We start from the raw sequence: 21,096 nt of genomic DNA, 5'->3' as shown, positions 1-21,096 counted from the left end.
CTCGTTTGCGAAAGAAGCAGTCGGTTCACCAACGCCGATCCCCGCGAAGAAAAGAGTGATCGGATACGAGCTTCTGCCTCCGGCTGCTTTGCAAACTTGAAAAGGGCTTCCACCTCAGCAGGCTGTTTTGCTCCCACCGCAATCACCCCAAGCCCATGACTATGTCGAAAGGCTATTGAGGGAAACTCTGCGCTCAGTTCCTCCCACAACCTCCACACACCGAAGTCACTGCGGCGCACTTCGATATCATGAAACAGCACAAGCCCACGATCAGACATTGCCGATTTCCAGTGCTGAAAATCATGTCGAACTGCGTCATAGGTATGCGTCCCATCAATATGGAGCAAATCGATCGAATGATCAGCGAAATAAGGCCTTGCCTCATCAAAAGTCGCTCGCAGCAAGGTCGAAAAACTGGAATATCTGGGATTATGGTAGGCTTGAATTTCCTCAAACAGTCCCTCTTCACGGGCCATATGGACATCGCCTTGCCAAGTGTCGACGGCTGTCCCGGTCGCAGCAATCTGCAAAGCAGCCACCGCCTGACACATCGCACAATAGGAGTTTCCCCTATGCGTTCCCAATTCAACAAAGCGTTCTGGCTTTGCCACTTTCACGAGCCAGAATATGAAAGGAATATGGCCGACCCAGTGCTCAAATGGCACTAGCCGGTCCGGCGTCCAAAAAAACTCATCTCCAATATTCAAACTGCTGACAATATCAACAATGAGTTCGTTATCAGTATTATAGCTTTCTTTATCGATTACACTTTTGTTCTCAGACGTGACCTTCATAATTTGGTCCTTATGATATTATTGGAGGTGCGATGACGCTATACGCGCCATCGACCCGTTCTGAGTTTCAAATTTTTAAATATATTATCAGTATTGGTACGATAGAAAAAAAATTCAGCCAAAATAAGCAGGCAAGACTACATCAGGTGAACCGTCCATTCTTACACGTCCGTGTTCAAGCCAAATGATCCTATTACAGTTCTTCTTCAGCAAATCCTTTGAATGACTGGCTAAAACCAGAATCTTGGTGGATTCAACCAGATCGCGCATACGGTTATTTGCTCGCTCCTTAAAGTCTTCATCCCCTGTTGAAAGCCATTCATCCATAATAAGAATCTCAGGACTAACCGAGGTCGATGTTGCGAAGGCCAGTCGCAATTGCATCCCTGACGAATAGGTTCTGAACGGCATATCCAGAAATTCCCCTAACCCGGAAAACTCTGCAATTTGCTCGAATTTTTCTGCTATCTCTTTAGGATGCATACCCATCATTGCCGAGCGAAGCAGAATATTCTCCCGTCCCGTCGCATCCGGATCAATGCCAAGACTGATATTGATCAACGAAACGCAAGCGCCATGTATTAAAGCTGTCCCCTGCGTTGGTGTATAAATACCCGACAACACGCGAAGCAATGTCGTTTTGCCGGAACCGTTATGCCCGATCAGCCCGATACGGTCCCCTTCTTCAAATCTCAAGGACACATCGTCCAGTCCGCGGACGATGACTAAACTATCGGTTCGCCGCTCGATTCTGCCTCCGGTCGCAATATTCAGAACACGGTTTTTCAGCGAACGATTAGAAGAATTATATATCGGAAATTCGACACCGACATTAGATAATTGAATAAGAGTCATTTTTTACAGCCAATAAGCTACGCGCCAGCGATATCTGCCAAAGAACAGGATGGTAAATGTCCATCCAATAACGGCAAGTACGAGAAGATAGATCCAATTTACAGCTTCAGGCATTTCGCCAAACAGTGGCGCTCGCACGAGCTGAATGAAATGATAAAATGGATTCAGATCAATAAAAACTCGTGACACATGTTCTGGCAGAGTTTTAACCATCCACATTATCGGGGTCGCGTAAAACAAGACCTGAAGTATATTTGTAATGACTTGGGTCATATCGCGAAATCTTGCACACAATATCGCCAAGGTCAGCATCATCCACGCCAAATTCAAACTAATCAAAAGGAAACCGGGAATTGACCACAACACATTGAGGTTAAACCCCTGCCCCATAAATAACATCACAACCGGAAAAATCAGAATATTATGTCCGAAAATGATCACATTTCTCCACAAGGCCCGCAAAATATGCGTAAATAACGGCATTCGAACCTGAAGAATAATACCATCAGAGGCGCTGAAGGCAGTGCAACCGTCCGAAAGCGATGTGGATATAAATCCCCACGTGACCATACCAGCGCACAAATATGGTAGGAAGACACGCATATCAGCCCCAAAAAGGGTGCCGAAAATCATTCCCAACGCACCGATCAGTACGGCCATATTCAGCGTCAGCCAGAATGCCCCTACTCGCGATCTCCGGTATCGCTGCGCTACATCCTGCCACCCAAACACTAATGCCAGACGATATTTGACTAAAGCCTCTGAAACATCCCGGAGCGCAGCTCTAGGGCCAGAGTTCGGATGAGAAACCACGCTGGCCTCGCCTTGTGCATCATGTTGCAATTGAACGCTCATCGACGCCTCTGATTAAGAATACTGCTTTGCACGTTTTGAGCTCCATGAGAGATTTTCGAACACATCTTGCCTTCTTGACGAACTCAAGTTTTAGAGTCAACGGTGCAATATAGGACCTAATGCGGTAAATCTGCGACAATCTTTATCCCATTGCCGATATTTCTCACTATCATCACTGATATACGCCACTAAAAGGCGCACACATCAAAATCTTCAGGACGGTAAAAATGCGCATATTATGCTCAATAAATTGAGCGCAGCACAGATTAGACCGACCCGCAGTCTTGACTTGGCCGTAGCTCAATTCCGGGTTCCCATAATCGAAGATGCTCGTCGTTTGATAGTTGAGCCAGCTGTACCCCTCTCTGGCACCCTGCCTTAATCAAGAACGTGAACCCGTTAGGCTCCTCCCAACAGGCAATCGACGCCATTAAAAAAACTTTTCCACACTGCTGAGATTATGGACCTAATATCTGACCAGCCATAAATGCTTATTAGATCCGGTAAGAAAAGTCGACGAATCGGCACGTGCATAATCCGTGCTACAGTTAAGTGCACATTTGGCGAATCAAAAAACGAAGATTACCGCTTTGAGAAAGGTGAAGTAAGATCAATAAGGTCTTTACTTGATAAGGCGTTACTTGACCTAAATGATGCTGGCTGGGGCGCCTGGATTCGAACCAGGGAATGGCGGTACCAAAAACCGCTGCCTTACCGCTTGGCTACGCCCCAAATCAGTAAGCGAGCGGCTTATAACCATTCGCAGAGGAATGTGCAATCAACAAAAACAAATTTACAGTGGATTGTTGATAACTTGTCATAAAATCAATCGTTTCTGCGCATTTCAGACGTCATATTTAGCGCTTGGGCAAGCTATTTCATTCGAAATAGCGTTTTTGTAACCGCTTAAATTGATATTAAAGTTGTGGGGAACAAATTAGCCATAGCCGAAGATCAAGAGCCCGGCTAAGTATGAGGCATGACTAAGTCCCGTGGCTACATCCTCACCCTTCTCGCTGCAACCATTTTTGCTGCACAAGACGGCGTTTCCAAATATCTTGGTACGCATTATCCGCCCATATTTATTACGATGATTCGTTATTGGGTTTTCACAGCGTTTGTCATCTTTTTGGCTATGCGGTCAGGAGGGATTTTAAAGGTCGCTGCTACAACTCGACCTTTCCTTCAACTTTTTCGAGGCGCATTGCTCGCAACAGAAATTGTTATTTTCATTTACGGGCTCACTCTGGTCGGGCTCGCCATGGCCCAATCCATCATTCAAATCGCTCCCTTGCTCATCACAATGCTTTCCGTACCTTTCCTCGGAGAAAAGATCGGCTGGCGCCGCTGGAGCGCCATCGTTGCTGGATTTTTGGGCGTCTTATTAATTATCAACCCCACGGGAGCGTCATTTGATCTCAACCTGCTCTTACCATTAACTGCGGCGGTAATGTTTTCCATCTATTCGGTCGCAACCAGAGCAGTGAGCAAGACTGACTCATCCGTCACGAGTCTGTTCTATACGGCCGTTGGCGGTGTCCTTGTACTTACGGTCGCCGGGCTTTTTCAGATGGTACCAATTGCACCAAAGGACTGGATCTGGGTCGCGGCCCTTTGCGCTTGCGGTATTTCAAGTCACTTTTGCCTCATCAAAGCCTATGAAGTACTGGAAGCCTCGGAAGTGCAGCCCCTCACCTATCTGCAACTAGTTTTTGGTGCTTTCATCGCCACTTTCATCTTCCACGAAACGCTGACCTGGAACATTATTCTGGGCGCAATCATCGTGGTGGGCGCTGGCCTCTTCTCAATTTTCCGACAACGCGTCGTCGCGCAAAAGCAATCCTCTTCATGATGGGTTTACATTACAAAATATTAATTGGCCTATTCATATCGGGTTCATTTAATATGCCTAATATTACAGCACGTCTTCGGACGATAATTTTTGTAGCGTAATGGAGTTTAATAAACATGCGATCGAAAATCTTTGTTATTACCGCAATCACCACTTCTTTTCTTTCGATCTCGGCCTTTGCGCAAGACAATAGTGCAAATAACGTCGAAAACTCTGTAGAAAAGTCCGAGATTACACAAGATGAAGGGAAATTCGGAAAGAGAACTCCGATTGATCTTAACAAATACTCGCGAATGGATGAACTTAAATCTGCCGATACCAATGGCGATGGACAACTATCGCGTGAGGAGATTGAAGCTTTAGCCCTTCAGCGCATCGTAAAAAGAGCGGCCGATCGGATGGAGCGCCGTCTGGATATTAATGGCGATGGCAAAGTTACGCTCGATGAAATTCAGAAGCAGCGTGAAAAGGAATTCGCCGTTCTCGACCGCAACGAAGATGGCACGCTGGATCGTAAGGAACTTCGCGCTGCCGGTAAATTTCACGGCAAAGGCGATCAACATTCAAAAAGACATCACGCCAAGGGAAACTTTGAGCGTGGACACCATAAAGCACCCGCACAATAAGCTGATTATGGAAAGCTAGCTATGAAGGCCCCAATAAAGGGGCCTTTTTCTTCGCTATAATTCAGCGCAAAACCGATTTCGGATGCACGATAAGCTTACCTCCGACATCTAAAAGATGAGCATTGATACCATATACAGACCGTAGCAACTCTTCGCTCAGCACTTTTGTTGGCGGCCCGTCCGCAACTACCTTCCCCTGATCCAAAACAATCAGACGGGTACAATATCCCGCTGCTAAACTTAGCTCATGCATCGACGCGATCACGGTGCGCCCCTCGGCAGCAAGGGAAGCAAAAACCTCCATCAACCCAAGCTGATGAGCAGGATCAAGCCCAGCCACCGGTTCATCTGCTAGGATAATGGGCGTATTTTGCGCTAGAACACGCGCAATCAACACTCGCGCTTTCTCTCCCCCCGATAATTCGCTGACCACCCGATCACAAAAGCGAATCACATCCATACGCCGCATCGCGGCTTCAACGAGTTTAATATCCTCATCATCCTGGCCTTCAAACATGGGCTTTAAGGCCGCACGGGCAAAAGAAACTAAGGTTTTGACGGCCACTGGCCAAGCCACCTCCCGTTCCTGCGGAAGATAAGCCAAATGCCGCGCCTTTTCCTGATTAGTCATGTTTCGCAAATCACGATTCTCAAGCGAAAGCTGGCCATCACTGGCGATCAACCCCAAAATAGCCTTGAGCAAGCTTGTTTTGCCTGCGCCATTGGGACCGATCAGACCAATGAATTCGCCCGGTTCCGCTTCAAATGACACTCCGGAAAGAACCGTTCTGTGGCCAAAAGACAATTGAAGCCCGTTGACAGAAAGTAAGCTCATACGATCTGCCTCCGATACTTAATCACGAGCCCAAGAAAGAAAGGTGCCCCTATAAGCGCTGTCAGCACGCCGAGTTTCAAATCGTGTCCCGGCATTAAAATACGTACCAGAATATCAGCCGCCAACACCAAAACTGCGCCGCCCAAAGTGCTAGCCGCAAGCAGCCGCGATGGGCGTGCGCCGACCAGTGGTCGTAGAAGATGCGGCACGACCAACCCCACAAAGCCGATCGCGCCCGCAACGGCGGTCGATGCCCCGACACAAAAAGCCGTGCCTAAAATTGCGATTAGCTGGAAGCGAGAAAGATTTACCCCCATGCTCGCCGCAGCATCCGCCCCAAATGTAAGGCTGTCTAAAGCCCGGCCAAGCGAAAAAAGCATGGTCCATCCCAACAAAATAAACGGTGCAGCGAGATAGACATGCATCATAGACCGATCCGCGAGCGAACCGAGCATCCAGAAAACGATTTCCATTGCAGCGAATGGATTGGGCGATAAATTTAGCGCCAAGGAAGTCAATGCCCCTGCAAAACTTGTCACAGCAACGCCAGCTAAAATTACGGTAAGCGATCCAGAATACCGCCCTGCCAGAGCTTTCACCAATAACACCGAAACCAGCGCTCCGATGAGCGCAAATAACGGAAGTGCCAGCGGAAACAACAAGGAAAGCCCGCTATAAATTGCAATCACCGCTCCCAACGAGGCTGATGCACTAACTCCCAGCAAGCCGGGCTCGGCTAATGGATTGCGCAAATAGCCTTGCAATACCGCGCCTGAAAGCCCCAAAGAGCCGCCGATTAATAATGCCAGGAGCGCTCGCGGCAATCGGATATCGCGCATCACCACAACGAATGTGCCCCCTTCGCCGTTGAAAAGGGCCGTCATGCTTTCCGTTAGAGTTAGCTGTGCCGGACCGATCAAGAGTGATAGGGCGAAAAATACTGTTGTTAATGCTCCTAGCATTGCCAACAATGTTACATATCGAGCATTTTCACTCACGCGCCGCCCCTGCAAGCTGTTCGACTGCTTTCACGGTAAATGGCCCACCGCATACCGTCAGATTGTCATCGATGGAAACAATCCTGGCTTGATTTTCCAATGCGTGCATTGCCGGATGCTCAAAATTCTCAAATGCCAGCGCCGGGCCTCGCTCGCGCGAACTGCTTAGAATAATATCCGGTTTTTCCATGATCAGCATTTCCAGCGGCATTCGGGTTGATCCCCTGACACCTGCCCGTTCGGCGATGTTTTTCAAACCCGCCTGACGCACCACCGCGTCGATAAGTGTCCCCGGTCCGGATGTGTAACCATTCGCATAATAAAGCGCGACACTGAGATCGCTACTTGGTCGGTCAATTTCCGCAAGTGCCGCCTCCATAGATTCTATCTCTGCCTGCGCCCGTTCTGGTTGTCCCAGCAAATTACCCATCCGCGCGATCTGTAAACGAATATCCTCGAAATCCCGCGCTGGTTCGAACTCTTCTACCCTCACCCCCAGCTCATGCAATAGTTCAACCGTTGTTCGTGAAGAAAACGTGCTCGCCAGCACCAGATCAGGCTTCATAAGAATGACTTCTTCCACTTGCGCATCATTAAGAGGCAAGCGTGACGCCTGATCTGCCATAGTAGAAAGAAACGGATCAACGGCCATAAAAGAGACAGAGCGTAGCTGTGCCTCACTGGCCAGCAACATTGCCAGCTGATCGGTACACACATTAATAGAAACAACCCGCTGGGGAGTTGCTTGCGCATATGTAGCACTAGACCCAAAGAGGATCAGGGCCGCCGCAAGGCAGCCCCTTAACAGCTTTTTCTTAGACCGTTTATTCATTGCGCGGCCCAATTCAAAAATTCCGGGTAAGCCCAATGTTAAAGCTCCGCCCCGGCGCTATATAACCGGAGATGGTCTGGTATTTTTTATCAAACATATTCTCGACAGAAAATTTCAGCTGTGACTGCTTATCCAGTTGATAAAGCGCTACGAAATCCGCTGTGACATAATCTGCAAGCTTAATTGTATTAGCTGTATTGGTATAACGCGATCCGCCATAGTTGACGCGGGCAGTCAGATCGAGCTTCTCAACCGGCTGAAAATTGATCTCGCCGCTCATTTTGACCCGCTCCCGATAGGGAAGATCCGTGTCGGTATCCTTATCGAGCGGACGCTTGAGATCAATCATACCTTTCACACCCCAGCGATCATCAAACCGATGCGCAAGCGTCGCTTCAAGACCCGTTACTTCAGCGCGCGAAATATTATAGGGCCGACTCACACCATCCGAGCCTTTGGCGTTGATGATCGCATTTCGCAACCAATTTCGATAAACGGCCACGTCCAGTGTGGTTGCCGCGCTAAGCTGCCAGTTCATTCCAATCTCGAAAGACCGTGATTTTTCTGGCGCCAAGTTGGGATTTGCATATCCCGGATAATAAAGTTCGTTGAAAGTCGGAGCCCTAAATCCAGTACCGAAAGAAGTGCGTAACACCAAGTCTGGCAGGATTTCATAACTTCCGCCAAGATTATAAGTGACGACATCACCAAATTGCTCATTGTAATCATAGCGCACACCGCCATCAAAACGCAGAGCTTCGCCTTCCCATGAATATTGCGCAAAGGCAGCAGCAAGATCCCTGCTCGTCACGTCAAAATCGACAGACGAATTCAGCTTTTCGCGATAAACTTCACCGCCAAATGTCACACTATGCAATGCAGCTCCGCTTTGGATTTCCTTCGTGGTAGAAGCGAATATCCCAAAACGTTTCGTTTCAAAACGATCGACATCTGGCAGTGTTTTGCTGTAATCCCGCGCACTATCGATACCGCTGCTCAGTTCAATTGTCGTCGACCAATCAGCACTATGGTTAATTCGAGTTCCTAATTTTCCGGCAAAATTGGTGCTATAACTCTCATCCGTGGGATAGCCATCATATTCGGTATGATTTCGGCTGATCAGCCCATCTGCATATAATCTTCCCCACTCAAAATCTTTAGCCAAAGCTAGATTGAGCGATCCTTGCAGAAAACCATCATTGTCAGGGTGATGTCCCCAACTGTCTAAAGTCGTAAAATTATAGCCTTGAGTTCCAGTGATCGCGGCACCAATGGCAAATTCCACGCCATCAGCCGTTTTCCCTTGGATTGTCCCCGACGCATATCCTCCCCAAGGGTGAGTCACCCCAGTCGAAAAACTGCCGCACCAGGAACGTTCTTCGCAAGCGCCACCCTGTTTGGTGATAATATTGATAACACCACCAAGCGCATCAGAACCATATTGCGACGAATGAACGCCTTTGGCGATTTCGATACGTTCAATCGCACTTAATGGAATACCAAAAAGAGCAGTAGTGCCAGAACTAGCAGAAGCGGTACGCACCCCGTTCACCAAAACCAGCGTCTGCTGCGGCGACATACCCCGCATGTAGAGATTAGCACCCGAGCCCTGCCCGCCATAAGTTCCAAGGCTGATACCGCTAACGCGCTTGAGCAATGATTGCAGATCAGGCGCGGCTGATCGCTCTATTTCGTCTCTATCGATAACCGTTACCGATGATGTTGAATTCTGAAGCGAGGTCGCACGGCGCAGCGGCGTCACAACGATTGTATCAAGCACCACTCCGCTTTGTTGACCAGCGAAAGGCTGCGCCGACACCCTAACTGGCACTGTTGTGAGAACACTCACGATCAATAAAACAGAAAATTTAAAGCTTCGCATTTCCTCTCCTGCACGAGCTTATTCACCGCAGGTCAGAAATGGCTGTAGCCGTCTGCTCCGCGGTAACATTTATAAATGTCACCGCTACGGACGGCCGCGCCTGAACACACCCCGTGTCAGACATAGGTGACGAGATACGGCAGGTCTCCTGACTTCCGGGTCTTCATCTATCCTCCACCTTCCCGATAGTAACTATCAGTGGCTTTGATCGATTCACGATCATCAGAGGACGACTCTCCGGTCACAGTTGCGGGGGCAGTCACGGAGTCGATAGTGATCTCACCGTGTTCCCTTTTCATCCACATGAAGGTGGAACCGTTTCCTATAAAAACCGATAGCAAGCCCAGCTGGAATTAGCAACGTCTCTTAAAATGAAACCCCGAATTTGCATGCCGCGCGCCTTTTATCGGGCCATATCCCCTATTTTGCCCCTACTTTGCTCCACGACATTTACCCCAAGCCTGTTTGATATATTGAGATACCGATTTCATACGCGGATGGGTAAGGAAACTCTGGCGAAAAAGAATGCTACCTTTGACTTCTGGCACGGTTGCGTTGAATTCAAGCTGACGTTTGATCTCATCAACACCATCGCCCTCGGCCCAGCCTGGCTCCGATTGACTGGCGCTTCCGGCTCGATAAAGCGCCATACCAACATAAAGATCCGTCCCGGTTCCTCGCACTGTATCGGCCCACCATTTGACAATCGGACCATACGGAACTTGCTTGCGCCCGAACGACCAATAGACTTGCGGCGCGATATAATCGATCAGCCCATCCTTGATCCACCGGTGTGTGTCAGCGAAATCGCCATCATAATTTGTTTTTCCCGCTTGAGTTGGCGAGCCAAGCGGATCGTCGGCCATGTTCCGCCAAACGCCACCAGGACTAATGCCAAAACGAATATGCGGTTTTATCGAACGAATTTTTTCTGAAATACCTTGGACCAGCGCATAGGTATTATATCGCCGCCATTCATATCTGTCAGAAAAACGGGTGCCAAAACGAGCAAAGCTCTTCGCATCATTGAGCGGTGAGTTGGCCGTTTCATAATAGAAATAATCATCGAACTGGATGCCATCGACGTCGTATTTTTTCACAACCTCGGCAGTTATATCTGTAACCCATTCGCGCACCGCCGGAATCCCCGGATCAAGTACATATCGATTTGCCGATACTGCCACCCATTCTGGTCTGGTTTTGAAAATGCTGGGTGGTGAATCTTTAGCTGAGTTCTGCAAAGCTTTCGCGGTTGCCGCACTATCATCCATAGAAACACGATAAGGATTCAACCACGCATGCAGCTCCATACCGCGTTTTCGCGCTTCTTTTATGGCAAACTCAAGCGGATCAAATCCGGGATATTTGCCCAGTGTCCCGGTAAGATAAGAAGACCAAGGTAAAAATTCGGATTGGTAGAAAGCATCCGCACTGGGCGAAACCTGAAAAATAATCGCGTTAATTCCGTGCGATGCAGCGTTATCAAACATTCGCACCAATTCTTGTTTCTGACGCTTGGCGCGTTCCGCATCATCTTCGATAGTTCTTGATATTTCGGAAGGCCAGTCCAAATTGAGAACCGTCGCAACCCAGCTTGCTTGAAACGAATCACAATCCATGGGTTCTTACCTTCATCAAAATATTGCACTTTCGCGGAAAAAATGGCCTCAATCACGTCGTGAGGCCTTCAGAGCATAAACCAGCCTTCTAGGCGAGCCGTCCGACCTGCATATTTTGGATGACGTTGCGGATATCATATTCTGACAGATCTATAATAATCATCGCAGCCTCCATTAAGGGCGCATCCGCTCAAATGAAAAGACGCCCTTCGGCGACCTTCACCGTCCTGCCTCCAATACGTGCACCGGTCAATTTTTGCTTAGATATATCTAATTCGAGACGAATCCGCGATGGTCGCCCCATTTCCATGCCCTGCTCGATCCACCATTGCGAGCTGCCATCCAACGGCCTGTCATTTTGCTGAATAATCCCGGCAAATGCGGCCGCGGCAGAGCCCGTCGCTGGATCTTCATAAATATTCGATCCAGTAACAAACATCCTGGCATGATAATTACTGTCAAAAAGAATCGTATCCCGGCAATAGACATAGATCGGCAGCGGTCGCTCGCTCACATGCGGTAAGCTTTCACTGACATAAACTGGATCAATCGAAACTTTTGCCGCTGCAATGAGATTATGAACCGGGACGAGCAAATAGGGTGTGCCAGCGCTCCAAACTTCAGGCACGTGATTCTCAAACCCTATCTCATGCGCACCCAATCCTAGCGCCGCCGCTGCTTCTTCTTTTTCAATTTTAATAGACATTTTTTCAGGAAGGCGTGGCAGATCGAATTCACCAAAAGCCCCCTTTTCGCCCAAGATAACCCCGCAACGAACAATGCCTACTTTTTCTTCCAGAGTAACCAATCGGTCAGCATCATGGCCCGTCATGCGACGTTTTGCGAGAGAAACCGCAGTACCAATGGTCGGATGCCCAGCAAAAGGAAGCTCATAATCCGGCGTAAATATCCGCACCATAGCTTCGTGTACGGGGTTAGCCGGAGGAAAAACAAAAACCGTTTCTGAAAGATTAAACTCCCGCGCAATCGCCTGCATCTGAGAATCGTTTAAGCCTTCTCCGTCATGAACAACTGCCAGCGGGTTTCCGGCCAAGGGCCTATCGGCGAATACATCAAACACCTCATAGAACCGGCCAGGTGCACCAGCATCATTCATGTTTCACCTCTTCCTCGAAGCCGGTTTAATCTTGTCGGCATTTATCAGCATCTTCAACACATGCCCTCTCACAGTCAAACCGTATCAATCAGCATTATGAAAATGCCACTTCGCAAAAGCATGGATATAGGATGGAGATTTTTCGTCGAGATCATTTGATCCACTAATCGGAATTATTTGAGAAAGTTCTGACTGTTCCTGTTGCGCCAAATAATTTTCAATGCGCCCGACCAGTTCTGCCGTCGAAATATCAAAATAATATCGACGAAACAGCGCAATGCTCCGATTGACAGTCACAAGATAGGTCGAAGCTTCGGCTCGCGCTGCCGCAAGATCGATGCCCGTTTCTTCCAACACTTCGCGGCGCATATTCGTTTCGTAATTTACCTGCCCATCAAATATATCCGTGTCATCAATCGTGCCAGCAGGAAAATAGACCTTGCCGCCAAGAGCGCCGTGATTTGCTTGGCGTGCAGCGATCAAATGACCTTCTGCCGAAACCATCACGCCGGAGCCAAATATATGCCACGGTCGATCGACCGATTGATCCACCCGCCAAAACATCAATGTCGCAAAACTGCTACGCTGAAACTCCGCCGAGAACTTTCCATTTTCAATAATGGCACGGGGAGCCAGAAATATTTCACCGTCAAAGAGCGCTGGCTTAGCCGCAACCTGCTTTCGCCAATTCTCTTTAATTGCAATCTGGTTGCGCTCAGCATAGGCCAGCTTTCCCGGCACCACACGCACAGCCACCCTATTAACCGCGTAAACTTTATTTTCCTTCAATCCGTCCATTTTAGACTTTCGATTATCTTCCAATGTTTCACAAATCCGAAAAACAGCTTGTTAGCTTTTTGGAATTGTAATCACAAAAGGTTCATTGAGATCGCTATTGGACAATGATCACTGGCTTTTGGACGGTCCCACCCGGTGCGCGGATAACGGTCCACTTCCTGTCCGGGCGGAAAAATAGTGCGCCAAGGCTGTCCGCGCCGAATGATCTGCGGGACTGTATCTTTGTTTTTCTTAGCCAAAGATGGGGATGCTAAAATATAGTCGAGCTGGCACAGATGGCGCTCATTGGGACCGCGCGTATGATAAAGGGTCCACCGGTCCAACACCGGCCGGCGTTCAACAAAATTATATGCAAAACCGTCATTAAGCAGAATGTCGAGCGCACTGACTTCTTCGCGAGCGGGTGTGAATGTGTAACCGCTCAACGCATCGCCGCCGATGATCACTCGTTCCTGATAATCGTTGAAATCCCCGCAGATAAGCCAGCGCTTGCCTGCGGTGCGGCCCGCGCCAAATTTGTTCTCAATGATGCGGCGGATTGCACGTGCTTCCGCCTCACGCACCGGCAGTGATGCCGTCTTTCCATCCAGTCCGTTGCGTGCCCCGGTCATCGATTTGAGGTGTACTACGAATAAACTAAGCTCTTTGCCTGCGATCCGCAGATCAACCTCTAGGCAATCTCTCTTAAAGATCCGATGATGGGGCTCAATCCCAAGTTCGGCCAGCCCGGGTTCATATAATTGGAAATCACTATAGGTGATATGAGCGTTGCTAATAGCTTGGACCACCTCTATGGGTCGGCCATCCCGTGTTGTCTCTCGGGTCATCACCGCTACATCAATACCGCGGCCATCATTGCCTTCAATCAAATATTTATTGCGATAGCCATGGCCGATCATCTTAAACAAATAACCATATTCGAACGCATTTAGCGCCGCGAGATTGTCTACCTCCTGTAGACAGAGAATATCGGCGCCGCAATCGGCGATCGCAAGCGCTGTCATCTGCCGGGTGTCATCGGCAAAGGCTATCGCACGGGCTTGCTCCATCAATTGATATTGTGGCTCATCTCTGATCTCAAACAAGTTTAGCGTTCGGTCTCGACGTAATTCGTTGCGAAAGCCCGAATAATCGAATCGGCGCATCAGATTTTCGACATTGAAAGTGGCTAATCTAATCATTAGCCACAATCTCGCGGGTGGCGCTCCAATTGGCAAGAACTAGTTTTGAACTTTTCTCTGATAAGTTTGATCACGTGTTGACTACAGATTTGTGGCAACACTTCCTATATAGGTTGAGAAGGAGCCAGCACGAATGTGGAAAAAAACGGACCATTAGCAATCTGCACTTGCCTATTTGTGGGCATGTTTGCAGCGCATGCTTCGGCTGTGCAGTTGAATTCGACGCCCTATCTGCCGTCACTCCAATCACCATCGCCGACAATCCCCGGCGGTGACGCGAGAACCTATGGTCCCAAAGCAGGTTCCAGCAAATGTTATGGTTCGGTTGGCTGTAGTGACAGTGGAAATTACATCTCCAAAGAAGGTGTTCTGCGCTATAAAAGCGGTGAACCGCTGCAAGTCCGCCCTTCAAAGCGTTCACCCGCCACTAGATTCGGGCCAAGCAGCAACCACATCCGATGGTGTTCTGAGCGCTATCGCAGCTACCGTTCGACCGATAATACGTATCAACCTTATGTGGGACCGCGCACGAGCTGCAACTCGCCCTTTCAATAAAAGCCGGGCTAAACCCCGGCTTTTACATCAGACGAAATTTACTTATGCGTTCGAATCAAACGACCCAGACGCTTGATACCCTCATCAATCATTTCGTCATTTGCGCATGAATAGCTAAGACGAAGCGTATTGGCGCCGGTACCAACAGCAAAAAATGCTTTGCCGGGCACGAAAGCCACTTTTTCAGTATCAATGGAAGCCGCAAGCAAGCTGGCACCATCCATACCTTCTGGAAGGGTCACCCACACAAACATCCCGCCTTCTGGCTTCGTCCACTTAGTGCCCTCCGGCATATATTTGGCAAGGGCTTCCAGCATCTTGTCACGGCGATGCATATAGACCTTATGCAATTTAGCAATCTGCTGCTGGAAGAAATTCGCCGCAACGCGCTGAATGGCAAGTTGGTTGATAGTCGGCGAATGTAGATCTGCTGCCTGCTTAATAAGCACTAGTTTGCGAATAACATCCTGCGCTGCCACGACATAGCCCACACGCAGACCCGGAGCGAGTGTCTTTGAGAATGACCCGCAATAGATTGTTCGAGTCTTTTCAATATCACCACCGTGGCGCGCAATATCCAGCGCCAAAATTGGCGGAATAGCTTCTCCGTTAAAGCGTAAATACTGATATGCAGCATCTTCAATGATTGGCATATCAAGTTCATCTGCTTGGGCAAGCAATTTTTCACGACCAGCCAGATTGACGGTCTCCCCCGTCGGATTACTGAAATCCGGAGAAAGATAAGAGAATTTGACCTGGCCTCCGGCCTTTTCCGCTGCTTCCCTATAAGACTGCGGTGTCCGATTGCCATTCGGTGTCAGAATGTCATAGTTGGGCTCATAGGCATTGAAAGCCTGCAATGCACCAAGATAGGTGGGAGCCGTGACCAGCGCCGTATCATTGGGTGAAAGGAACAGCTTGCCCAGGTAATCAAGCGCCTGCTGCGAACCCGAAGTGATAAAGACATTGTCTTCCGTGCAGGGAATGCCAATCTTTGCCAGCTCCTCCACCAGCCAGCTCCGAAGCGGCTTATAGCCTTCAGATAACGAATATTGCAGCGCTGCATTCGCTTCTGAACCAGAGAGAATATCCTTGTACGCGCTCTGGAATTCCTCGTGCGGGAAAAGTGCGGGGTCAGGAATACCACCCGCAAATGAAATAATATCCGGGCGTTCAAGCAGCTTAAGCAGTTCACGAATTTCCGAAGCGCGCATGCGTTTCGAGCGCGTTGCAAATACACTTTCCCAGTCCAGCACGGGAAATCTCCTCAAACTTTATGACATAAGATGAAGCGATAGCGCAATTCCCGCTCCACGAGAACACCTCTTCCGATGCTTGTATGGAATAAAGATATTCGGAATTGTTCTAGAGCCTTTTTATCCAATTTTCAGGGGGAGCTATCCCCCTGAAGAACTCTCATTTAATAGAATGGTAGCGCTCACGAATTATGGTTTTCTCGTGAGCAAACCAAATTAGTTGCGGGCTTTGTCAACGAGCTTATTCTTGGCGATCCAAGGCATCATGCCACGCAGTTTTTCACCCACTTCTTCAATCTGGTGACTGTCGTTCATACGACGAATGCTCTTGAAGCGAGCTGCACCCGATTGCCATTCCTGCATCCACTCAGAGGTGAACTTGCCGGTCTGAATATCTTTCAGAACACGCTTCATCTCTTCCTTGGTTTCAGCAGTGATAATCCGTGGTCCGGTAGCGTATTCGCCCCATTCAGCGGTGTTCGAGATCGAGTAGTTCATGTTGGCGATGCCGCCTTCATAGATCAGGTCAACGATCAGCTTCACTTCGTGTAAGCACTCAAAATACGCCATTTCAGGTGCATAGCCCGCTTCGACCAGCGTTTCGAAGCCTGCGCGGATCAGCTCCACCAGACCACCGCAAAGAACTGCCTGCTCACCGAACAGGTCAGTTTCGCACTCTTCCTTAAAGGTGGTTTCAATAACGCCCGAACGACCGCCGCCAACACCCGAGGCATAAGACAGTGCGAGATCATGCGCATTACCCGAAGCATCCTGATGAATGGCGATAAGGCAAGGAACACCGCCGCCCTTCTGATATTCGCCACGAACCGTATGGCCAGGACCCTTTGGAGCGATCATAACAACGTCAATGGTCTTTTTCGGCTCGATAAGACCGAAATGAACGTTGAGACCATGTGCGAAAGCAATCGCAGCACCATCACGAAGATTGTCGTGGATATGGTCCTTATAGATGTCAGCCTGAAGTTCGTCGGGCGTCGCCATCATCATAAGATCGGCCCATTTAGCCGCATCAGCAACATTCATAACCTCAAAGCCATCTGCTTCGGCTTTAGCGATGGTGGCGGATCCTTCACGAAGAGCTACGCGAACATTCTTGGCGCCTGAATCTTTAAGGTTGAGCGCATGGGCACGGCCCTGGCTACCATAACCAACAATGACGACATTCTTGGATTTAATGAGGTTTACATCTGCATCGCTATCGTAATAAACGCGCATTCTTCAATTCCCTTCGTTGAGTTTACTCTGGCATCCTTATGTTCGCCAATTATTGTGCTCCATAGAGAGCGAAAAACTGTTTAGTGGCCCGCCGAGCGTCTCGAATTACCACCGCATCAGTCAATTCAAGCTGGTCGCCGAGCAGCAACCTTATCTGCATATCGCGGACCACAAGTCCGAAAAATGATCGAAATGCCTCATCAATATCGTCAAACGCTAAAAGCCCTGCTTCTTGTCCGATTTTTAATACAGGCTTAAGCCGTTCGGCCATCGCTACCGGGCCATTCGCCAACACAATGTTACCCAAAGCGGATTTGCCGGACGCTGAATGGCTGACCGCCAAACGATTAAGTGCAATGGACGTTGGACCAGAAAGAACCAGCAACCAATCGCGAGCGAAATGTTCAAGACTTGAGAACAGCGATTCCGCGTCTAGCTTCTGACGTGGAACAGGAACGACCCGAACTTTCGACGCCTGCCAGCGCACCATCGCTGTAAGCAATCCGTCGCGGTCACCAAACCATTTATAAAGGCTTTCTTTTGAACAATTGGCAGCGCGAGCGATCCCCGCCGTGGTCAGAGCTCGATCCCCTCCCTCGACAAGCAACCGCAAAGCCTGCTCCAGAACATCGTTCTGACGCGGCGAAAAAGCTGGCTGCTTTTGAGCCCGAATTTTCTCGCTTGTATCAGTCACCCCGCCTCCTTCTTGTACCGTACGGTACGGTTCTATTGAATAATCACAACTTTCGTTTTCGTCAAGAAGGATTTTGAGATTTATGAGATATTCATAACCGCGATTTTGCTCGTGCCCGGCTCCCCCCTAACCGACGGTAAAGTCTGTAATGTAGCTCCAAGATGATGATTGATCGGTCAGATATTAACTTGCGTGCCGATCTCGACAACGCGGCTGGTAGGAATATGGAAATATTCCGTCGCGTCAGTCGCTGTACGCGACAAGTTGATGAACAACCTATCCTGCCAGCGAGGCATTGATGACCGAGCAGCAACCTTCAGCGTGCGGCGCGAAAGAAAGAAAGACGTTCTCATCAAATCAAAGTTCCACCCCAGATGACGACACAATGAGAGCGACCGCGGAATGTTTGGCTGCTGCATATAGCCATAGGTTAACGTCACCTGCATAAAGCGCTCATTATATTGTGAGATACGCACACGATCAGAACTAGCCACCCTTGGACTGGATGCTGTTACGACTGTGAGTATCACATTATTTTCATGCAACACTTTGTAATGCTTCAGACTATGCATCAACGCCGTCGGCGCATTACTAGGATCACCCGTTAGAAAAACCGCAGTGCCTGGAACAATCACGGGCGGACTTTTCTGCATTTGGCTGATGATCATATCAAGCGGCACTTCCGCTTTGCGTGTCTTTTCAAAAAGCGCTCGCGATCCCCGCACCCAAGTCCACATAATGATAATGAGCACAAGCGCCAAGCCCATCGAGGCCCAACCTCCATCATGGATTTTAATTATATTGGCACTAAAAAACAGCAACTCAATCACGAGAAAGACACCAATAAGCGGCAGGGTTCGAACTACGCTCCATCCCCAGATCCGCGTCATGACGATATAAAGCAAAAAAGTCGTAACCAGCATATTACCGGTTACTGCGATGCCATAGGCGGCAGCTAGATTGTTGGATTTTTCAAAACCAAGCACAAGAATAATAACAATTGCCCCAAGAAGCATGTTGATACGTGGGATATAGATTTGGCCATGCAGCTTCTCGGACGTGTGGATGATTTCAAACCGGGGCAATATATTGAGCTGCACGGCCTGCCGGGCAACTGAAAAGGCTCCGCTAATAACCGCCTGACTGGCGATCACTGTTGCTGCTGTCGCCAAGAGCACCATCGGCCAAAGTGCAAAATCGGGCAACATCCGAAAAAACGGCAGCGCTGCGATCTGACCATGGGTGAGAACAAAAGCCGCCTGCCCATAATAATTCAGCAACAGGCACGGAAAAACCAGCCAGAGCCATGCCCTGACAATTGGTGTTCGACCAAAATGCCCCAAATCGGCATAAAGAGCTTCGGCCCCTGTCATTGCCAGAAAAACAGCGCCAATAGTTATAAAAGCCACACCGGGACTAACAGCCAAAAAGCGCGCTGCATAATAAGGATTGAGCGCGGCAAGCACCGTCGGATCATCAAAAATATGCCAAAGTCCAAAAGCACCAATGGCCAAAAACCACATTACCATAACCGGACCAAAAACCACAGCAACCTTTCCAGTGCCGTATTTTTGTACCGCGAAAAGTAGCACCAGAATGATGACCGTGATTGGAACCACCATCGGCGTCAACTGAGGCGCTACAATATGAAGTCCTTCAACCGCTGATAATACGGATATGGCCGGCGTAATGACCGCATCACCAAAAAACAGAGCAGCGCCAACAATGCCCATCGCAAGAATAATGACGGGACGACCTTTCAGAGCCGCCCGCACCAGCGCCATCATGGAAAGAATGCCGCCCTCGCCATTATTGTCGGCTCGCAACACAAACAGCACATATTTGATGGTCACAACCATCAGCAGCGCCCAGCTAATCAGCGATACAACGCCCAAAATATCGCTACGCTCAAGCACTCCGCCGACCGTCGCGGCATGCAGTGCCTCGCGAAAGGCATAAATCGGGCTGGTTCCAATATCGCCATAGACAACCCCGAGCGCGCCCAAAACAAGCATTTTCATACTTTCGCGGGGTTCATGACTATCATCATTAATAGGATAAAAGTCAGAGGCAATATCAGGGCGTGCACCCGCCCGCGCTGCAATCGAGGCTGACGCCTCATCTGCCTTTTTACGACCCATATATAAGACCTCAAAGATCTATTTGAAATATTTAAATATTTCCTGCAAGAATTTGAAAGTTAATTGCAAAAAATAACAATAATAAATACCCTCTCAATATTAAACAAAAATAGAGGGCAGAAGATAAGAATATCTATATTTTTTCGACCAGCAACAATTAACATTATAACATGCCTGCTACGCAAAGCATGCATAAAGAACATAACTAACGTTTCAATTATTCTGCCGCAAGCGCAGAAATGAAGCGGCTGACTGTAACGGGCATACCATACATCAGCGCATCCGCCGTTAATCCATGACCGATGGAAACCTCGCATAATTGCGGAATTCGTTTCACCAAGGCAGGCAAATTTTCAACGGTAAGATCATGTCCGGCATTCACCGCCAATCCAAGCCTCAGAGCTGCATCAGCGGCTTTGCCCAATCTGTCCAGTTCTCGATCCGCCGCGGCTGCATCATCAAAAGTTGCACCATAAGGCCCCGTATAAAGCTCGATCCGGTCCGCTCCTATGGCCTTTGCCTTCTCATATCCCAGCGGATCTGGATCAGCGAATAGTGAAACTCGCATTCCACCCGCTTTCAACCGAGCAATGATAGGCTCAAGAAAATCAGCCTTTGTCTCAAAATCCCAACCATGGTCGGAAGTAGCCTGAAGGGGATCATCAGGAACGAGTGTCACCTGTTCAGGCCGGTGCTTTTCAACCAGTTCAAGAAAGGCTTCGCTAGGAAAACCTTCAATGTTAAATTCGGCTTGAGGAAATTCTTTATCAATAAGCGCGCGAATATCGCCAAGATCGGAAAAACGAATATGACGCTGGTCCGGCCTGGGATGAACAGTAAGTCCGGTTGCACCGGCAGCAAGGGCAACGCGCCCAAGCCCGGTAACACTGGGCCAAGGAAGATCCCGACGGTTGCGCAACATAGCAACAGCATTCAGGTTCACGGACAATTTCGCAGGCATAAAGCGTCA

Annotated in this window: 18 protein-coding genes, 1 tRNA gene, 1 pseudogene and 1 riboswitch; of the genes and pseudogenes, 3 read left to right on the top strand and 17 right to left on the bottom strand. The window is 48.9% G+C overall.

Annotated elements, in window-relative coordinates; all coding sequences use genetic code 11:
* Positions 1 to 254: 254 nt before the first annotated feature.
* The 4 genes and pseudogenes from C7374_RS16570 to C7374_RS04610 all read right to left on the bottom strand — a co-directional run.
* A pseudogene (locus C7374_RS16570) lies at positions 255 to 794 on the bottom strand (class I SAM-dependent methyltransferase); the annotation flags it as partial.
* 114 nt (positions 795 to 908) lie between these two features.
* On the bottom strand, positions 909 to 1,649 hold the full coding sequence (locus tag C7374_RS04620) for an ABC transporter ATP-binding protein (protein ID WP_111574442.1): 741 nt from the start codon (positions 1,647 to 1,649) through the stop codon (positions 909 to 911).
* Positions 1,650 to 1,652: 3 nt separating this feature from the next.
* Entirely contained in the window at positions 1,653 to 2,504 is an 852-nt protein-coding gene (locus C7374_RS04615) for an ABC transporter permease (RefSeq protein WP_111574441.1), read from the bottom strand.
* 657 nt (positions 2,505 to 3,161) lie between these two features.
* Positions 3,162 to 3,236 (bottom strand) — tRNA-Gln (locus C7374_RS04610).
* Between the two features lie 247 nt (positions 3,237 to 3,483).
* On the opposite strand from C7374_RS04610, the gene C7374_RS04605 reads away from it, so the two are divergent.
* Positions 3,484 to 4,356 (top strand): DMT family transporter, encoded by an 873-nt coding sequence (locus C7374_RS04605; protein WP_111574440.1) that lies wholly within the window; start codon positions 3,484 to 3,486, stop codon positions 4,354 to 4,356.
* A 116-nt stretch (positions 4,357 to 4,472) separates the two neighbouring features.
* Positions 4,473 to 4,982, top strand: a complete 510-nt coding sequence (locus C7374_RS04600; RefSeq protein WP_111574439.1) for an EF-hand domain-containing protein — start codon at positions 4,473 to 4,475, stop codon at positions 4,980 to 4,982.
* A 61-nt stretch (positions 4,983 to 5,043) separates the two neighbouring features.
* On the opposite strand, the gene C7374_RS04595 is transcribed toward C7374_RS04600, so the two are convergent.
* The 8 genes from C7374_RS04595 to C7374_RS04560 all read right to left on the bottom strand — a co-directional run bounded on the left by C7374_RS04595 (position 5,044) and on the right by C7374_RS04560 (position 14,244).
* Positions 5,044 to 5,817 (bottom strand): ABC transporter ATP-binding protein, encoded by a 774-nt coding sequence (locus tag C7374_RS04595; protein ID WP_111574438.1) that lies wholly within the window; start codon positions 5,815 to 5,817, stop codon positions 5,044 to 5,046.
* A complete protein-coding gene (locus C7374_RS04590; RefSeq protein WP_374850128.1) occupies positions 5,814 to 6,815 on the bottom strand; it encodes a FecCD family ABC transporter permease in 1,002 nt (333 codons plus the stop codon). Before C7374_RS04590 ends, C7374_RS04595 begins: the two co-directional genes overlap by 4 nt.
* Positions 6,808 to 7,647, bottom strand: a complete 840-nt coding sequence (locus tag C7374_RS04585; protein WP_111574642.1) for an ABC transporter substrate-binding protein — start codon at positions 7,645 to 7,647, stop codon at positions 6,808 to 6,810. The genes C7374_RS04590 and C7374_RS04585 overlap by 8 nt, the downstream gene beginning before the upstream one ends.
* Positions 7,648 to 7,660: 13 nt before the next feature.
* Entirely contained in the window at positions 7,661 to 9,529 is a 1,869-nt protein-coding gene (locus tag C7374_RS04580; protein ID WP_111574436.1) for a TonB-dependent receptor domain-containing protein, read from the bottom strand.
* Between the two features lie 121 nt (positions 9,530 to 9,650).
* A riboswitch (cobalamin riboswitch) is annotated at positions 9,651 to 9,864 on the bottom strand.
* A 96-nt stretch (positions 9,865 to 9,960) separates the two neighbouring features.
* Positions 9,961 to 11,148: a glycoside hydrolase family 10-like protein gene (locus C7374_RS04575; RefSeq protein ID WP_111574435.1), complete on the bottom strand. Its 1,188-nt coding sequence runs from the start codon at positions 11,146 to 11,148 to the stop codon at positions 9,961 to 9,963.
* 190 nt (positions 11,149 to 11,338) lie between these two features.
* Positions 11,339 to 12,265 carry a PhzF family phenazine biosynthesis protein gene (locus C7374_RS04570; RefSeq protein WP_111574434.1) on the bottom strand — a complete coding sequence of 309 codons (927 nt, stop codon included), beginning with the start codon at positions 12,263 to 12,265 and terminating at the stop codon, positions 11,339 to 11,341.
* An 84-nt stretch (positions 12,266 to 12,349) separates the two neighbouring features.
* On the bottom strand, positions 12,350 to 13,063 hold the full coding sequence (locus C7374_RS04565) for an NUDIX hydrolase (RefSeq protein ID WP_111574433.1): 714 nt from the start codon (positions 13,061 to 13,063) through the stop codon (positions 12,350 to 12,352).
* Between the two features lie 71 nt (positions 13,064 to 13,134).
* Positions 13,135 to 14,244, bottom strand: a complete 1,110-nt coding sequence (locus C7374_RS04560) for an endonuclease/exonuclease/phosphatase family protein (RefSeq protein ID WP_111574432.1) — start codon at positions 14,242 to 14,244, stop codon at positions 13,135 to 13,137.
* 183 nt (positions 14,245 to 14,427) lie between these two features.
* Here C7374_RS04560 and C7374_RS04555 point away from each other — a divergent pair, with 183 nt between their 5' ends.
* A complete protein-coding gene (locus C7374_RS04555) occupies positions 14,428 to 14,799 on the top strand; it encodes a BA14K family protein (protein ID WP_111574641.1) in 372 nt (123 codons plus the stop codon).
* A 38-nt stretch (positions 14,800 to 14,837) separates the two neighbouring features.
* On the opposite strand, the gene C7374_RS04550 is transcribed toward C7374_RS04555, so the two are convergent.
* The 5 genes from C7374_RS04550 to C7374_RS04530 form a co-directional block, all read right to left on the bottom strand.
* On the bottom strand, positions 14,838 to 16,055 hold the full coding sequence (locus tag C7374_RS04550; RefSeq protein ID WP_111574431.1) for an aminotransferase-like domain-containing protein: 1,218 nt from the start codon (positions 16,053 to 16,055) through the stop codon (positions 14,838 to 14,840).
* A 216-nt stretch (positions 16,056 to 16,271) separates the two neighbouring features.
* Positions 16,272 to 17,291, bottom strand: coding sequence for a ketol-acid reductoisomerase (gene ilvC, locus C7374_RS04545; RefSeq protein WP_111574430.1), 1,020 nt, complete (start codon positions 17,289 to 17,291; stop codon positions 16,272 to 16,274).
* Between the two features lie 49 nt (positions 17,292 to 17,340).
* Positions 17,341 to 17,985, bottom strand: coding sequence for a TetR/AcrR family transcriptional regulator (locus C7374_RS04540; RefSeq protein WP_111574429.1), 645 nt, complete (start codon positions 17,983 to 17,985; stop codon positions 17,341 to 17,343).
* 176 nt (positions 17,986 to 18,161) lie between these two features.
* Positions 18,162 to 20,126: a potassium transporter Kup gene (locus C7374_RS04535; RefSeq protein ID WP_111574428.1), complete on the bottom strand. Its 1,965-nt coding sequence runs from the start codon at positions 20,124 to 20,126 to the stop codon at positions 18,162 to 18,164.
* Positions 20,127 to 20,343: 217 nt separating this feature from the next.
* Entirely contained in the window at positions 20,344 to 21,087 is a 744-nt protein-coding gene (locus C7374_RS04530; protein ID WP_111574427.1) for a pyridoxine 5'-phosphate synthase, read from the bottom strand.
* Positions 21,088 to 21,096: the final 9 nt, after the last annotated feature.

Source organism: Falsochrobactrum ovis (assembly GCF_003259955.1).
Taxonomy (GTDB): domain Bacteria; phylum Pseudomonadota; class Alphaproteobacteria; order Rhizobiales; family Rhizobiaceae; genus Brucella; species Brucella ovis_A.
This window is presented reverse-complemented; position numbering and strand designations above follow the sequence as displayed.

Excerpts from the sequence above, each read along its gene's own strand:
- C7374_RS04620 (WP_111574442.1), bottom strand. The coding sequence starts at position 1,649 with ATGACTCTTATTCAATTATCTAATGTCGGTGTCGAATTTCCGATATAT.
- C7374_RS04565 (WP_111574433.1), bottom strand. The coding sequence starts at position 13,063 with ATGGACGGATTGAAGGAAAATAAAGTTTACGCGGTTAATAGGGTGGCT.
- C7374_RS04570 (WP_111574434.1), bottom strand. The coding sequence starts at position 12,265 with ATGAATGATGCTGGTGCACCTGGCCGGTTCTATGAGGTGTTTGATGTA.
- C7374_RS04585 (WP_111574642.1), bottom strand. The coding sequence starts at position 7,647 with ATGAATAAACGGTCTAAGAAAAAGCTGTTAAGGGGCTGCCTTGCGGCG.
- C7374_RS04615 (WP_111574441.1), bottom strand. The coding sequence starts at position 2,504 with ATGAGCGTTCAATTGCAACATGATGCACAAGGCGAGGCCAGCGTGGTT.
- ilvC (WP_111574430.1), bottom strand. The coding sequence starts at position 17,291 with ATGCGCGTTTATTACGATAGCGATGCAGATGTAAACCTCATTAAATCC.
- C7374_RS04535 (WP_111574428.1), bottom strand. The coding sequence starts at position 20,126 with ATGGGTCGTAAAAAGGCAGATGAGGCGTCAGCCTCGATTGCAGCGCGG.
- C7374_RS04530 (WP_111574427.1), bottom strand. The coding sequence starts at position 21,087 with ATGCCTGCGAAATTGTCCGTGAACCTGAATGCTGTTGCTATGTTGCGC.
- C7374_RS04595 (WP_111574438.1), bottom strand. The coding sequence starts at position 5,817 with ATGAGCTTACTTTCTGTCAACGGGCTTCAATTGTCTTTTGGCCACAGA.
- C7374_RS04605 (WP_111574440.1), top strand. The coding sequence starts at position 3,484 with ATGACTAAGTCCCGTGGCTACATCCTCACCCTTCTCGCTGCAACCATT.
- C7374_RS04560 (WP_111574432.1), bottom strand. The coding sequence starts at position 14,244 with ATGATTAGATTAGCCACTTTCAATGTCGAAAATCTGATGCGCCGATTC.
- C7374_RS04555 (WP_111574641.1), top strand. The coding sequence starts at position 14,428 with ATGTTTGCAGCGCATGCTTCGGCTGTGCAGTTGAATTCGACGCCCTAT.
- C7374_RS04600 (WP_111574439.1), top strand. The coding sequence starts at position 4,473 with ATGCGATCGAAAATCTTTGTTATTACCGCAATCACCACTTCTTTTCTT.
- C7374_RS04580 (WP_111574436.1), bottom strand. The coding sequence starts at position 9,529 with ATGCGAAGCTTTAAATTTTCTGTTTTATTGATCGTGAGTGTTCTCACA.
- C7374_RS04575 (WP_111574435.1), bottom strand. The coding sequence starts at position 11,148 with ATGGATTGTGATTCGTTTCAAGCAAGCTGGGTTGCGACGGTTCTCAAT.